This window comes from Paenibacillus medicaginis, from assembly GCF_042138635.1.
GTDB classification, from domain to species: Bacteria; Bacillota; Bacilli; order Paenibacillales; family Paenibacillaceae; genus Paenibacillus; species Paenibacillus medicaginis.
The window spans coordinates 14767-28430 of sequence record NZ_JBHIRY010000032.1 but is presented as its reverse complement, the minus strand read 5'-3'; the positions used below and the strand labels follow the sequence as shown (position 1 = coordinate 28430).

Genomic DNA, 13664 nt, shown 5'->3' with positions numbered 1-13664 from the left:
CTCCTCTCGTAATCATGGGACTGTCGTCATAATAGTGCGTGTTCAAAAAGTCAGGTTTTCAGCACCGAGAAGATTGGATGAAGATAGGGACTGAGGAGCGGAGCGTACTTTTGGGTACGTGAGCACCGGAAGGCCCGGCTGAATTCAAGATTCGATGTCGAGTCCGCTTCCTGGTCTACTTCGTGATCAAAAGCTGACTTTTGAACTACCTCTAATATACGTCCCGCTGATAACGTTTTTCCTGTTGCATGCGTACCAGATACTCCGAAGCTTCCTCAGGGCTCAGCCCACCTTCCTGCTCCAGGATGGTTCCAAGGGCGGCATGGACATCATGCGCCATCTTCTTCTCATCCCCGCAGACGTAGATGTAAGCACCTTGCTGCAGCCATTGATAGAGATCACCGCTCTTTTCCAGCATCCGGTGCTGGACATACACCTTCCGGTCGCTGTCACGGGAGAATGCCACATCCATACGAGTAAGAACGCCCTCTTTGAGCCAACGCTGCCATTCCACCTGGTACAAAAAGTCTGTGCTGAAGTGCTGATCCCCGTAAAAGAGCCATGTCTTCCCTGCGGCCCCAGTCTCTTCACGTTCGCCAAGAAAAGCTCTGAACGGAGCTACGCCGGTGCCCGGTCCGATCATAATGACCGGAGCGTCCGGATTCTCCGGCAGCTTGAAGCCCGGATTATGCTGAACGTATACCGGCAGCCGGTCGCCGGGCTGGACGCGCTCCGCAAGCTGTACGGAGCATACACCGTACCGGTTCCGTCCTTGCGATTCATAGCGCACTGTCCGCACGGTCAGATGCACTTCATCCGGGAATGCCTTCGGACTGCTGGCGATTGAATACAGGCGGGCAGGTATTTTACGCAGTATTCCTGTAAATGCTGAAGCAGGAACCCCTTTCAGGCTGTAATCCTGCACTAGGTCCAGCAGGTCTCTGCCTTCGATATAGCTTCTCAAATCCTGCTCATGTCCCGGCTCCAGCAGCTTGGAAATTCCGCTGTCAGGAACGAGCTGCGCCGCCTGCTCCAGCAGCGGTTTGGTCAAGACCGTAATTTCATAATGGCGCAGCAGCGCATCACGCAGCGCCAGCGCGTCACCATTCTTCAGCGCGACGGACTCCTCCGGCTCCCAGCCCATCGCATCAATCAGTTCGTCCACCAGGTGTGGGTGGTTTTCCGGATAAACGCCCAGGCTGTCCCCTGCTTCATATTGCAGATTAGACCCTTCCAGGGACAACTCGATATGCCGGGTTTCACGATCCGATCCGCGGCCATTCAAATTCAGGTTTTCCAGCAGCTCCGCATGGAAGGGATGGGTCCGCGAATATTCCGTGTCCGCCCCGCTTCCTATAGCCGAGCCTGCGGAAACGGGGATGACTGTGGAGGCGGAAGCCTGCCCCAGTGCCTGAACCACCTGGTTCATCCAGTCCGCTGCAGGTTCGTCAAAATCGACATCACAGTCCACACGCGGTACGATCCGCTCGGCGCCAAGCTCCTCCAGACGCTTGTCGAAATCTTTGCCTGTCTGGCAGAAGAACTCATAGGAAGTATCACCCAGCGCCAGCACGGAATAACGCAGCTCCTCCAGCTGAGGAGCCCGCTTGCTGTGCAGAAATTCATGGAAGGCAATCGCATTATCCGGTGGCTCGCCTTCCCCATGGGTGCTGACAACGATCAGCAGGTTTTGCAGTTTTTTCAATGTATTAGGCTTAAAATCCCCCATAGAGGACACTGTTGCCTGAAAGCCGCGGTCTTCAAGCAGTTTGGCCGTCTTCTTCGCCAATCCACTGCTGTTGCCCGTTTGAGACCCGAAGAGGACCGTGACCTCCTTGGATATGCTTGCTGTCGCCGGGAGGTTCGCCTGCGGAACTGCATCAGCAGAGGCAATCGGAGCCACGGCTCCTTGAAGAGCCGCAAGATATCCGCTCAGCCAGATTCGCTGTGCCGCTGAAAGTGTAGGCAAAACACGATTCAGCAATTCCGCTTGTTCCTGATTAAAAGGGCTGTTAGTTACTTGTAATTCCAACGATATCCCACCTCGCAAAACTGCTGTTGTATGAAATCCTAGTATTTTGATCCAAATTATTTTTCGCTCTATTGAACCTATCACAGCAGGCGATGCTGGTCAATTATATTCATTTTATATGTTTTATCAATTCTGCTGATAAAACGGAAAAGACCGGGGAAATAAAGTTTTTTTCTCTTCGCCTCCGGATTTTGCTTGCTAAATTTGATATGGCATACTAAGATAGATGTGAACATATGTTCTTGTTTTTGTGTAATTAAGCACGGAAGAGTTTTGCATCAGGAAAGGGATGGGTAGCCCCATGAATACAAAACTTTGGACGGATTTACCGGATGGTATTGCTGTTCCTGTGCCGGTCGAATTCAGCTTCCAGGAGAATCTGAAATACCTCGCCAGATCGACCAATGAGTGCATGATGGAGATCCGTGACGGCAAAGTATATAAGGCCATTCAGGCAGGACAGGAAGTCGTAATGGTTGAAATCAGTCCGGATGAGAGCGGCGGGCTGCATGTCCGGTTTTTGGAGAAATCAGGCGGCATTAGCAATCAACTTCGCGAGGATATTGCATTTCACATACGTGACTGGTTCGATCTGGACAGGGATCTTGCTCCCTTTTATGAGATGGCCCAATCGGATGCGCTGCTGAGCCAGACGGCCAAGTCGTTTTACGGCTTGCGTATTATGGGAATTCCCGATCTGTTTGAAGCCGTATGCTGGGGGATCATTGGACAGCAAATCAATCTTGCATTCGCATACACCTTGAAAAGACGGTTCGTTGAAGCTTATGGCAGCTCCGTATGGCATGAAGGGCAGCCATATCAGATTTTCCCCGCCCCCCACCGCATTGCGGCTTTAACAGCAGAAGAACTCCAGAGTCTGAGCTTCACTGCCAGAAAAAGCGAATATCTTATTGAAGTAGCCCGCCGGATCGCAAGCGGCCAGTTGAGCAAGGAGCAGCTTTTGCAGGCAGGCAGCATCAAAAAAGCGGAACAGATGCTAACCTCCATCCGTGGCATCGGTCCATGGACTGCCAACTATGTATTGATGAGGTGTCTACGCTTCCCGTCGGCTTTTCCGATCGATGACGTAGGCCTGCATAACGCTGTAAAAGCAGTGCTCGGCTCTGACCGCAAGCCGACCAGGCAGGAGCTACTGCAGCTGTCCGCCGACTGGTCGCCATGGGAAGCGTATGCCACCTTTTATCTGTGGAGGGTGCTGTATTAGCCGGTCCATATCTCATTTGCAGTTTCAATTACAAGCCGGATTTTGTCCCACTGCTCTTCCTCGGTCAGCAAATTGCCTTCCTCGGTCGAGGCAAAGCCGCATTGCGGGCTAAGACAGAGCTTGTCAATATCTACGTATTGAGCGGCTTCGGCAATTCTCTCTTTAAGCTGCTGCTTGCTTTCAAGTCCCCCATGCTTGGTCGTAACCAGCCCAAGGACGACAAATTGATCGCGGATATGGCGCAAAGGCCGGAAATCTCCTGCACGCTCATTGTCATATTCGAGGAAAAAAGCATCGACCTTCGCCTGCGAGAACAGCTGCTCGGCAATAGGCTCATACCCTCCTGCCGCAAACCAGGTGGATTGGTAATTCCCGCGGCAAACATGCAGTGCGATGACCATATCCTGTGGCTTGTCCGCAATGCTTTCATTGATCAGGCGCACATAATCGGCGGCAAGCCGATCAGGGTCCATGCCAACCGATTGTAAGTGCTCCCGGTGTCGCTCGCTGCACAGCGTGCCCCAAGCGGTATCATCCAGTTGCAGATAACGGCAGCCTGCATCATAGAAGGCTTGAATAGCTGCCCGGTATACTTGGATGATGTCGCGGTAAAGCTCCTCCTGATCGGGATACACTGAATTTCCGTTATAATACTGGACGAAATGGAACAGTGACGGTGAAGGAATACACAATTTGGCAACCGTTGCGGCCCCTGCCAGGGCATGAAGCTGTTTAAAATGCTCCACCATGGGATGTTGGGCAAAGGCTATTTTATCCACAATCTGAAAGGATTCCGCCCGTGTCCCGGCGTCTGTCCGTCCGGGTCCTTGGTTAAGCGAAATCTTCCGGGTGCCTTGAATCCCGAGAAAGAAATCGAGATGCCACCAGGAGCGGCGGAATTCGCCGTCCGTTACGGCCTGCAGTCCAAGCTCTTTTTCCATACTGACCAGTTTGGCGATTTCATTATTTTCCACATCTTGCAGCTGCTGCTTTGTGATTTCTCCTTCTGCGAAACGGCGGCGTGCTTCTTTCAGACTTTCAGGCCGGAGAAAGCTGCCGACGATATCATACCGAAACGGCGCTGTGTTTCGCTTGCTCCCCGTAATAAATGTTGGCATATAGTTCCTCCTGGACTAAAGTAAAAAGTGATTGATATTAAAGAAATGTCTGGAAACCAAATCATTCAGCAGATCAATATAGGCTGACGCAATCGGGCTGGGCTTGCGTTCTTTATGCGTGATCCAGCCGACTGTGAACATTTCTCCATTCTCCACCGGAATCGTAATGAATGAATTTTCTTCCAGCTCCGAAGCCAGAAGGCCTGTGCCGATTGTATAAGCGTCTGTTCCGGCCAACAGATTGGATAAGGTAGCCCTGTCATTGACTTTAATGCTTTTATCGATACTGGCGGCTGCCACCATCTCCTCCGCAAAGTGCAGTGAGTTATTGTCCCCCTGCTCAAAGCTGATAAATGGATAAGGCGAGATATCCTCAAGCAAAATCGTCTTATTGCCCGCTAAAGGATGGCCTGCACGGATAAATACATGCGGGTGTGTATTAAAAAGCGGCGTAAATTTTAAGCTTCCGTCACTGAAAAGCTTGTTTAACACTTTGGAATTCCGTTCATTGATATACAAAATTCCCACATCACTGCGCAGCGTCCTGACATCGTCCACGATTTCATAGGTTTGCGTTTCGCGCAAATGAAAGCTGTAATCGCTCAATTCGCTTTGTTTCATCAGCCTCACAAACGCATCGACGGCAAAAGCATAATGCTGGGTAGACACGGCAAAACGGTTGCTGCTGTGCTGCTTTCCGTTGTAGCGGTTTTCGATGAAGTCAGCCTGCTCAATCATCTGCCTGGCATATCCCAGGAATTCCATCCCCTCAATGGAGAGGCTGATGCCACGGTTGGTGCGCTCGAAAATGGTAATCCCCAGTTCGCTCTCCAGCTCTTTGATCGCATTGGAGAGGCTTGGCTGTGAAATGAACAGCCTTTTGGCCGCCTCGCTCATGGAGCCGCAGTTCGCAATTTCGATTACATACCGCAGTTGCTGTAGTGTCAATCTATTCCCCCCTTCCTGCTGGCTGTCACTTACCTTAATTGTTCTCTTTTTAATGTCCACTCCCGGGCACGCATAAGTGCATTCACCTGTGAAGGAGGGGAAATCAGTCTGTGGTCAAAACACGTTTTCCCAACGTGAAGGCCATAACCAGCATCAGCACACCAATGCATGCCGGAAAACCAAATAATTCAAACCAATCCAGTGCCGGAGGCAAGCTTTTCATCCATTGGTAAACAGCTCCACCTGCAAGCGGTCCCAGAAATGAGGTCAGGCCCGTTAACGCCGAATACATGGCCACATACATCGGCCTTTCACTCTTCGGCGTATCCCCGATGGTGAAGTTAAAAGCCAACTGGTTGAAGCCGCCTATTCCGACTCCAAGCAATATGTGAGAAACGATCAGTACAGGCAGCGCTGGTAAAAGCGACAGCAGCCCCCAGGACAGGCAGGAGCCTGCGATTAACGGCAGTGTCCAGAAGAGCAGCTTTTTGTTGCTGTAGCGGGCGTTCAGGTTGCCCCACACGTAAAAGCTGATCATCATGGCAACGGTCTGGATCACGGTTAAGGAAGAAACAGTGCTGTAGCTGAGCCGCATTAATTCAAGCATAGCATAGGAATAAAGCGGTACGATCAATGTCTGCATGAGCAGCCAGCCAGCAAGAAAACCGGCAGCTCTCATAAACCCGGCATCCTGCAAGGGCTTGCGGACCATAGGCAGGAAAGCGGTTTCCTTTGATCGCTCAAAAGGCAAATCCGGATAGAAAAAATAGATGACAATATTGGCAACCGCGCAAATCCAGATCGGTATAAAGAGCAGTAAAAAACCTTCTCCGCCAGGATAACGGTCCAGCAATAACCCGCCCGCAAACAGACAGACACTTCCCAAGGCGTTCAGCACCGTATTGCGAATTCCGAAATGCCGCCCCCGTACCTTCGCAGGTATAAGGTCACTGATGAGGGACGTCCACAGCATAGCTGAAACTGCGTTGCCCATGAAAGCTGCCGTGTAGGTCACGATATACACGGTCACCCATACATCTTTAGAAAATAAAAATGGGATCAGCCCCGTTCCCGCCCACAATAACCGATGTACGGCAATAAACCATATCAGGGCCATCCTGCGGCTGCGGATACGCTGAATACCATATGCAGCACCAAGCTGTGCAATATTCACCAATGTGGTCATGGCCAATACAAAGCCGATTTGACTCGAATTGGCTCCCAGATAGAGCAGATACCCGGTAAGGAACGGTCCGCCGAGAAGCACCTGAAATATGGTGGAGGGCACTCCCTCCCAGGTTGCGATCCGAATCTGCCTGCGCTGCTCCGAAAGCTTGCCGCGCCGTCGCGGCCAAAAAGGACGTTTCACTGGATGAACTGGGTTAGCGATGGAAATGCACTCCTTCGACAGTCTGCAACTGCCATGATGGTCACTTCTTCCCCATTCTACTCCCGGCCACAAACAAGTCAATATAAGAAAAAAGCCAGACCGCATGGAGCGGATATAAAATTATGGATTCATTTCACCGTCCAAACTTATTTCAGCTTAATTTTCACTATTTCATAGAAAAAGGGCTGCTCCTCAGATCATGATTCATGACCTTTTGAGACAGCCCTTTGGCTCATTTACACGTTCTGCTCACCATCATACGTAGCAATCAATTTGTACAAATCAGGGCGACGGTCCCGGAAAATGCCCCATTCGATGCGCCCGGTTTCCAGCTCGTCCAGATCAAATTCCGCTGTCAGCACAGTTTGTTCTGCCCGTCCAGCTTCGGTTACCTTTTGCCCTTGCGGCCCAGCGATAAAAGAGGAACCATAGAACGTAATTTTCGAGTCATCATCCTCTTCCACACCAATCCGGTTGGATGCCACCACAGGAATAAGATTGGCCGCTGCGTGTCCAAGCATGACCGTCTGCCAGTGATCCTTCGAATCAATGGCAGAATCCTGCGGCTCAGAACCGATGGCTGTTGGGTAAAAGAGGATTTCCGCTCCCATCAATGTCATGACTCTGGCGGCTTCCGGGTACCATTGATCCCAGCAGATGCCTACCCCGATTTTGGCGTAGCGTGTATTCCACACCTTGAAGCCGGTGTCGCCAGGGTTAAAATAAAACTTCTCCTCATAACCCGGTCCGTCCGGGATATGACTTTTACGGTATTTGCCCAACACTTCTCCGTCCGCATCAATGACAGCCAGGGAGTTGTAACGCGCATAGTTCTTTTTCTCATAAAAGCTGATCGGCAGCACCACTTGTAATTCCTTGGCAACCTTTCTGAAATGGCTGATCGCTTTGTTGGCCTCCAGCTCCGTAGCCAGCGCAAAGTAATCGGACTTCTCCTTCTGGCAGAAATATGGAGTTTCAAACAGCTCCTGCAGCAAAATAATCTGTGCTCCCTGCGCAGCCGCTTCTCTCACCAGCTTATCGGCTTTGGCTATATTCTCGTCAATATTGGCTGAACAACTCATTTGTGTAGCCGCCACTTTTACTTTTCTCAAGCGCTTATCCTCCTCTAAGTTACACAGTTCCGGCAGCCGGCATTTGCTGGGTGGTGCAGTGCACGTTCCCGCCTTCCTTAATGACAGCCATGCCGTCCACCGTACGGATTTTCCGGTCAGGGAACATCTCGGACAGCCGCTCCACAGCCTGCCGGTCAGTCTCTTCCGCCTCACCACCAAATACAGGCAGGACAATTCCACCGTTAACGAAGTAAAAGTTAATGTAGCTTAACGTTAAACGGCTGTCTTCATGCATTCTTTGCGGCGGCTGCTGGATGGAAATAATCTCAAGCTTTCTTCCCTTGGCATCCGTCTCCTGCCGTAAAATCTCCAGATTCTCGCGCGTAATCTCATAGTTTTCGTCCGCCGGGTCGTCGCATACCTGGATCAGAACCTTGCCTGGAGCAGCAAAACAGGCGATATTATCAACATGGCCGTCCGTCTCGTCGCCGCTTAAACCTCTTTTCAGCCAGATGATTTTGCTAACCCCGGTATATTTCCGCAAATGCTCTTCAATATCTACCTTCGACAGCTCCGGATTCCGGTTCGGGTTCAGGAGACATTCCTCCGTCGTAATCAATGTACCCTCACCGTCCACGTGAATGGAGCCGCCTTCCATAATAAGAGACGCATCAATGCGGGGAACGTTCAGCTGCTCAAGAATGCGGGGCGCAAGCTGATCATCCAGATCCCATGGCGCGTATTTGCCTCCCCATGCGTTGAATCTCCAGTTGATTCCGGCCAGCTCCCCCTTGTCATTCTTCACAAAGGTGGGTCCGTTATCACGCAGCCAGGCGTCGCTGTGCTCAATTGGCAGCAGCTCGACCTGTGGTCCAAAATTAAACTTTTGTACAGCTTCCACATCCTCCGGGTTGACAACAACCGTCACCGGCTCGAATTCGGCCATGGCACGCACAATCTCCGCATAACCTTCACATACGGCGGTATGGGTATCAGGATATACCATGGATTCACGCACAGGCCAGGATATAAAAGTTCTTTCATGCCGAGCCCATTCAGGCGGCATTGTATAGTTAAATGGGGTTGAATTCATAAGTTCTTAGGCTCGCTTTACTATAGAATATGGTCACCCGCTGTGCGGGCACCTACAACATAATACAATAAGTTGGCTTTTGGCTCAATCCACTTCATCTGCGTTTAGATGGCCCAATTCCCATTACGGAAAACAGGCTCGATGCTTCCGTCCTGCAGCTCACCGTCAATATCAAGCTCGGCGGAGCCGATCATAAAGTCGGTATGAATCAGACTGACATTGCATCCGTGCCGCAGCAGTTCTTCATTGCTCATCTGTGTGCCATTCTCGATATTGGTCGGATAAGCGCTGCCTAAAGCCAAGTGGCAGGAAGCGTTCTCGTCAACACCAGTATTGTAGAATATCCGGTTCAAATTCGAAATCGGCGAATCATAAGGCACCAGGGCGACCTCGCCCAAGTAACTGGCTCCCTCATCCGTTGCAAGCAGATTTTCCAAATGCTCTTCGCCCGACCCGGCTGTAAATTCTGTTACTTTTCCATCCTTGAAGGTAAATCGGATGTGGTCCACGAGCCGGCCGTTCAAATTCAGCGGCATGGTGCTGGTTACATATCCGTTTACGCCGTCCCGCTTCGGCATTGTAAAGACTTCCTCTGTCGGCATGTTATGTACAACAGATGTCCCATTCTGGGTCTCGCTTGCTCCTCCGTGCCAGATATGCCCTTCGGCGAGCTCGATATGCAGATCCGTGCCAGGAGCGCGGTAATGGAGGCTTTTGTATCGTTTACCGTTAAGCTTCGCCCGCAGCTCCTTGAGGCGTTCCAAATGCTCATGCCAATTCTGCACCGCATCTCCGCCATCGACACGGTTCATTTTGAAAATGGTGTCCCACATGACGCTGATCCGCTCTTCCGCGGGAATATCGGCAAATACTTTGTTGGCCCACGCTCTGGTTGGCGCTTTGATCAGGCACCAGCTGATTTTGCTGTTGCGCGTGTAATCGGCGAATGCCCGTCTTGCCCGGGCTGCCGCTTTGGTGGAACGGGAGACCTTTTGTGAATCAATGCCCTTGTACAGCTCCGGATCCGGCACACGGATCGTCAGCGTAGCCCCTCCCTCTTCGGCAAACTTCTCCAGCATTTCCCCTTTCCAGGCCGGAAAATAATCAAGGGTGCTGTCATCGGCAAACTCATAACGGCTGCGGACGATCTGTTCATCCTCAAAGTCAACCTGTACATACTTGGCCCCGGCCTGATAAGCCTTCTGCACAATCAGCCGTGTAAACTCTACCGTTTCGAGCGGCGAGGTCACCATCAGCACCTGTCCTGGCTGGATATTCACCCCCACCTTCACGACCAGTTCGGCATATTGTTCCAGTAATTTGTCGAAATCCTTCATTCTTGCACACACTCCTGTTATGTAAAGTCGCTTTCCATCATACGCTTCTATCGCTATGCTTGCAAAGCTTAGCTGGCGGAATATTTTAAAGGCCCTGTAACATAACGCTCCTTATTCTCAATCACATACTCAAGGAAGCAGCGGACAGCCATGGAGGCCTGGCTTTTATTTTTGATGGCAATGCCAATTTTTCTTGAAAAGCCGGGGCTCGTTTCCTTGGTGACAATCCGGTAAGGGTTTCTGTTCAGGACCAACTCAGCCAATATGCTGATACCGAGCTCGTTTTCCACCATAGACATGATGGTGTAATCATCTTCCGAGCGGTATTCGATTTGCGGCTTCATACGGTGCTTGCGGAACATTTCCAGCACTTCTTTTTTGGTGCCTTCGTCCAGCAGTATAACGGGCTCCTGTTCAAAAAGCTGCAGAGGCACCAGCTCATGCTGGGCATATGTATGACCTTCCGGGAGTACCGCCAGCATTCTGTCCTCACAAATGGGAATGACCTCGAACTCTTTTACAGCAGGCTGCACCACAAAACCGAGGTCAACCGTCCCGTCCGTTATCCACTGCTCGATTTCACGATAATCCCCTTGCAGCAGCTCAAACCTGATATTCGGGCGCCTGGCTTTAAAGTCTTTAAGAATCGGCGGCAGCAAATGACAGGAAACGCTGGAAAAAGAGCCGATCCGAATCAAGCCGCTTTCGATGCCCAGCAGCTCAAACACTTTATCAGACAGCTCATGATGAGCACTGCTTAAATTCCGAATATATGGCAGGAGCTGTTCACCATCTGATGTAAGCCAGACCCCCGCATGGCTGCGGTTGAGCAGCTTGATGCCAAGCTCAGTTTCCAGGGAGCTGATAATTTGGCTGACCGCCGATTGGGAATAGTTGCAGTACTCCGCCGCACGCGACAGGCTGCCGAACTCCACCACTTTTACGAACACCTCGTATTTTGATATTTTCATCCGACACCCTCATAAGAATATGTAATATTCAGAATCATATATATTCACTTCTCTTATATACTACCTTTGGCTAAGATGGGATTCAAGCCGTTTATAAAGACGCCGCATTTAGACACTGTATTTTAGACGCTGCAATTATTTTAGTAAAAGGTGGACATCATGACTCAGAAGAAAGCGAACTGGATTTTAGCAACGGTATCTTTGGCCTGGGGTTTATCGTATTTGTTGATGAAGCTGGGCGTGCAGGGAATTCCCCCATTCAACATGACAGCACTCCGATGCGGTATTGCTTTCCTTGTGACTGCTCTTGTCTTTTTTCCGAAAATAAGGAAGGTTGATGTGAAGACATTGAAGTACAGCGCCATTTCTGGCGCTCTATTATGCGGCCTTTTCACCGGATTGCTGTATGGGCTGCAAAGCACCACCGCTTCCTCGGCAGGCTTCCTGACCAGCACGACCGTCATCATGGTTCCCATCTTTTTGGCCGTCATCACCCGCAAGCTGCCGAATTCAAAAATCATGCTCGGCGTGATCGTCGTATCTGCCGGGCTGTTACTGCTGACCAGCGGTGACCGTTTTGCTCTCGATATCGGCTCAATGTATTGCCTGGCTGCAGCGCTGTTGTATGCCATCCATATTATCGTTTCAAACCGGTTTGTGCGTGAGGTGGATTCGCTGCAATTGGGCATCTATCAGTTGGGGTTTGCTGCCTTGTTTGCGTCGGTTGGAATGCTTGTTTTCGAACAACCTGTACTGCCATCAACTCCCGTTCACTGGGTGGCCGTACTTGGTCTGGCCTTGATTTGCAGTGCCTATGGGTTTGTCATGCAATCGATCACACAAAAGTACACCACCCCTGAAAGTGTGGGCTTCCTGTTCTCGCTTGAGCCGGTTTTTTCGGCCCTATTCGCCTTTGTCTTCCTGAATGAAATCATGGGGCTGCAAGGTTATATCGGTGCCGGGCTTATCCTGATGGGAGTGTTCATAGCGAACCAGCCGGCAAGATCAGCCAATGCTCCAGCGCAGGCCCATACAGGTTGAAACAAATAGACCAAACAGCGCGCACCAATAGAAATTCGGTGCGCGCTGGAAGCTTGCCCTTTTTTAACTGAACCAAAATAGCAAAAAGTAATCGCCGATTTCCTGTAATTTATATTCGGGCCCCGCCAACAAAACGCGAAAAACTTAGGATGACTTTCCGGTAGGAGTGTGTGACTACCGGTACCAATCCAACAGCCACTGAGCATTAAACTATAGTCTCCCGTCAGTTAAGCAGCAGGTTTTGTTTTAGTTAGCTGCCTGACACTACACGAATATTCATTTCCGGTTGTGATTGCGCCTGCACGCTCGTAATTCACGACAATAACGCCATTCGGGGCGACTTTGCTTTCCGTCACCTTGAAGGCCGCCGGGATCGTGCCATCAGCAAACAACCGCTTTCCACTGCCCAACGTTATAGGAAGTATCATCAGCCAGAACACATCGACCAAATCATGCTTGATAAGCGTCTAATAAGATCACCGCTTCCCCAAACGTGCAAATCTGGCCCTTGCTGTTGCTTGATTTGAGTGATTTTTTCCGCAATATCTCCACTTAAAAACACGGACGGCTGCCATTCGCCAGATGTCATATGTTCAAGCACAATAATTTTTCTCATAATTGAGTTCTTCCTGAATCTGGATTACTAACTGACTTAATGTTGTTGGTCCAAGGATACACATTTTATTTCTTTGATAATTTCGAGTCGTTGATCGTTCGTTATAAATAAGTCCGCATTGGCCACCAGCGCCGTGGCGACGATCAATGCATCTGGTGTTTTAATATTGTACTTTCCTCGGAGATAGGCAGCTCGTTCGGCGACCATGTTATCGATTGGTAAGATGGTAAGGTTGGGGAAGTGGGAGAAAAGCAATTTGTATTGCTTCTCCAGAGTCAGGTTTCCTTCACGTATCGGTTTAACCAAAATTTCAGTCAAAGAGACGGAAGAAGCCACCGCGGCAACGAATCCATCCTCAATCTGCTCCAGAATCGCTTTAGCTTTCTCACCAAATTCGGGATGTTGCTCAAAAACATAAATGAAAAGGTTCGTGTCTAACGCAATTTTCTTACTACCATGGAGCAAGTTCGATATTACCATTCTGCACGCTCCTTACGAATGTAATCATTTGTTGATTCCTGTTCCCAGATGTCTTTGCCAAGGCCCCATAGTTTGTCAGAGAAAGATTTGGGTTTTGGCATAACAATGATTTCTTGATGAATTTCATCATACTGCCATAGTAATGAATCACCAATATTAAGTTTCGCCCTCGTTCTTATTTCCTCGGGTATAGTTATCTGATATCTTGTGCGAATTTCACTTTCCGATTTAATAACATGATCCATGCAGGTCATCTCCTTGTCATTTCTGATATAATCAAATCATATCATACAATAATTCAATTCGTCTAATCTGATTGTATTTCCTCGCAACCCAATGA

At 50.0% G+C, this 13664-nt stretch carries 14 protein-coding genes; 2 read left to right on the top strand and 12 right to left on the bottom strand.

Annotated elements, in window-relative coordinates; all coding sequences use genetic code 11:
* Positions 1-211: 211 nt before the first annotated feature.
* The gene (locus tag ACE5LO_RS23095) at positions 212-2032 is read right to left on the bottom strand and encodes an assimilatory sulfite reductase (NADPH) flavoprotein subunit (protein WP_375522316.1); all 1821 of its coding nucleotides are present in this window, start codon (positions 2030-2032) and stop codon (positions 212-214) included.
* Between the two features lie 301 nt (positions 2033-2333).
* Between ACE5LO_RS23095 and ACE5LO_RS23090 the strand changes: the two genes are divergently transcribed.
* A complete protein-coding gene (locus ACE5LO_RS23090; protein WP_375522315.1) occupies positions 2334-3257 on the top strand; it encodes a DNA-3-methyladenine glycosylase family protein in 924 nt (307 codons plus the stop codon).
* Here the strand turns inward: ACE5LO_RS23090 and ACE5LO_RS23085 are convergent.
* The 7 genes from ACE5LO_RS23085 to ACE5LO_RS23055 form a co-directional block, all read right to left on the bottom strand.
* Complete coding sequence (locus ACE5LO_RS23085) at positions 3254-4375, bottom strand: 5-methyltetrahydropteroyltriglutamate--homocysteine S-methyltransferase (protein ID WP_375522314.1); 1122 nt, start codon at positions 4373-4375, stop codon at positions 3254-3256. The two genes, ACE5LO_RS23090 and ACE5LO_RS23085, sit on opposite strands and share 4 nt — an antisense overlap.
* Before the next feature lie 15 nt (positions 4376-4390).
* Positions 4391-5323 carry a LysR family transcriptional regulator gene (locus ACE5LO_RS23080; protein ID WP_375522313.1) on the bottom strand — a complete coding sequence of 311 codons (933 nt, stop codon included), beginning with the start codon at positions 5321-5323 and terminating at the stop codon, positions 4391-4393.
* Between the two features lie 103 nt (positions 5324-5426).
* A complete protein-coding gene (locus ACE5LO_RS23075; RefSeq protein WP_375522312.1) occupies positions 5427-6692 on the bottom strand; it encodes an MFS transporter in 1266 nt (421 codons plus the stop codon).
* A gap of 257 nt (positions 6693-6949) precedes the next feature.
* Complete coding sequence (gene aguB / locus ACE5LO_RS23070; protein ID WP_375352996.1) at positions 6950-7825, bottom strand: N-carbamoylputrescine amidase; 876 nt, start codon at positions 7823-7825, stop codon at positions 6950-6952.
* Between the two features lie 19 nt (positions 7826-7844).
* Complete coding sequence (locus ACE5LO_RS23065) at positions 7845-8879, bottom strand: agmatine deiminase family protein (protein ID WP_375522311.1); 1035 nt, start codon at positions 8877-8879, stop codon at positions 7845-7847.
* A gap of 104 nt (positions 8880-8983) precedes the next feature.
* The gene (locus ACE5LO_RS23060) at positions 8984-10216 is read right to left on the bottom strand and encodes an aminopeptidase (RefSeq protein ID WP_375522310.1); all 1233 of its coding nucleotides are present in this window, start codon (positions 10214-10216) and stop codon (positions 8984-8986) included.
* A 68-nt stretch (positions 10217-10284) separates the two neighbouring features.
* Positions 10285-11187: a LysR family transcriptional regulator gene (locus ACE5LO_RS23055; protein WP_375522309.1), complete on the bottom strand. Its 903-nt coding sequence runs from the start codon at positions 11185-11187 to the stop codon at positions 10285-10287.
* Between the two features lie 159 nt (positions 11188-11346).
* On the opposite strand from ACE5LO_RS23055, the gene ACE5LO_RS23050 reads away from it, so the two are divergent.
* Complete coding sequence (locus tag ACE5LO_RS23050; protein WP_375522308.1) at positions 11347-12228, top strand: DMT family transporter; 882 nt, start codon at positions 11347-11349, stop codon at positions 12226-12228.
* Between the two features lie 227 nt (positions 12229-12455).
* Here ACE5LO_RS23050 and ACE5LO_RS23045 read toward each other — a convergent pair whose 3' ends face one another.
* Genes ACE5LO_RS23045 through ACE5LO_RS23030 form a run of 4 tightly spaced genes read right to left on the bottom strand, consistent with a single transcriptional unit; the run spans position 12456 to position 13569 of the window.
* Complete coding sequence (locus tag ACE5LO_RS23045) at positions 12456-12656, bottom strand: dihydrofolate reductase family protein (RefSeq protein ID WP_375522307.1); 201 nt, start codon at positions 12654-12656, stop codon at positions 12456-12458.
* Positions 12656-12844, bottom strand: coding sequence for a dihydrofolate reductase family protein (locus ACE5LO_RS23040; protein ID WP_375522306.1), 189 nt, complete (start codon positions 12842-12844; stop codon positions 12656-12658). The genes ACE5LO_RS23045 and ACE5LO_RS23040 overlap by 1 nt, the downstream gene beginning before the upstream one ends.
* A gap of 36 nt (positions 12845-12880) precedes the next feature.
* Positions 12881-13324, bottom strand: a complete 444-nt coding sequence (locus tag ACE5LO_RS23035) for a type II toxin-antitoxin system VapC family toxin (RefSeq protein WP_375522305.1) — start codon at positions 13322-13324, stop codon at positions 12881-12883.
* A complete protein-coding gene (locus ACE5LO_RS23030; protein ID WP_375522304.1) occupies positions 13318-13569 on the bottom strand; it encodes an AbrB/MazE/SpoVT family DNA-binding domain-containing protein in 252 nt (83 codons plus the stop codon). The genes ACE5LO_RS23035 and ACE5LO_RS23030 overlap by 7 nt, the downstream gene beginning before the upstream one ends.
* Positions 13570-13664 lie beyond the last annotated feature (95 nt).

Coding starts and splice junctions, on each gene's coding strand:
- ACE5LO_RS23055 (WP_375522309.1), bottom strand. CDS start 11,187: ATGAAAATATCAAAATACGAGGTGTTCGTAAAAGTGGTGGAGTTCGGC.
- ACE5LO_RS23045 (WP_375522307.1), bottom strand. CDS start 12,656: ATGATACTTCCTATAACGTTGGGCAGTGGAAAGCGGTTGTTTGCTGAT.
- ACE5LO_RS23030 (WP_375522304.1), bottom strand. CDS start 13,569: ATGGATCATGTTATTAAATCGGAAAGTGAAATTCGCACAAGATATCAG.
- ACE5LO_RS23090 (WP_375522315.1), top strand. CDS start 2,334: ATGAATACAAAACTTTGGACGGATTTACCGGATGGTATTGCTGTTCCT.
- ACE5LO_RS23035 (WP_375522305.1), bottom strand. CDS start 13,324: ATGGTAATATCGAACTTGCTCCATGGTAGTAAGAAAATTGCGTTAGAC.
- ACE5LO_RS23065 (WP_375522311.1), bottom strand. CDS start 8,879: ATGAATTCAACCCCATTTAACTATACAATGCCGCCTGAATGGGCTCGG.
- ACE5LO_RS23060 (WP_375522310.1), bottom strand. CDS start 10,216: ATGAAGGATTTCGACAAATTACTGGAACAATATGCCGAACTGGTCGTG.
- ACE5LO_RS23050 (WP_375522308.1), top strand. CDS start 11,347: ATGACTCAGAAGAAAGCGAACTGGATTTTAGCAACGGTATCTTTGGCC.
- ACE5LO_RS23040 (WP_375522306.1), bottom strand. CDS start 12,844: ATGAGAAAAATTATTGTGCTTGAACATATGACATCTGGCGAATGGCAG.
- ACE5LO_RS23085 (WP_375522314.1), bottom strand. CDS start 4,375: ATGCCAACATTTATTACGGGGAGCAAGCGAAACACAGCGCCGTTTCGG.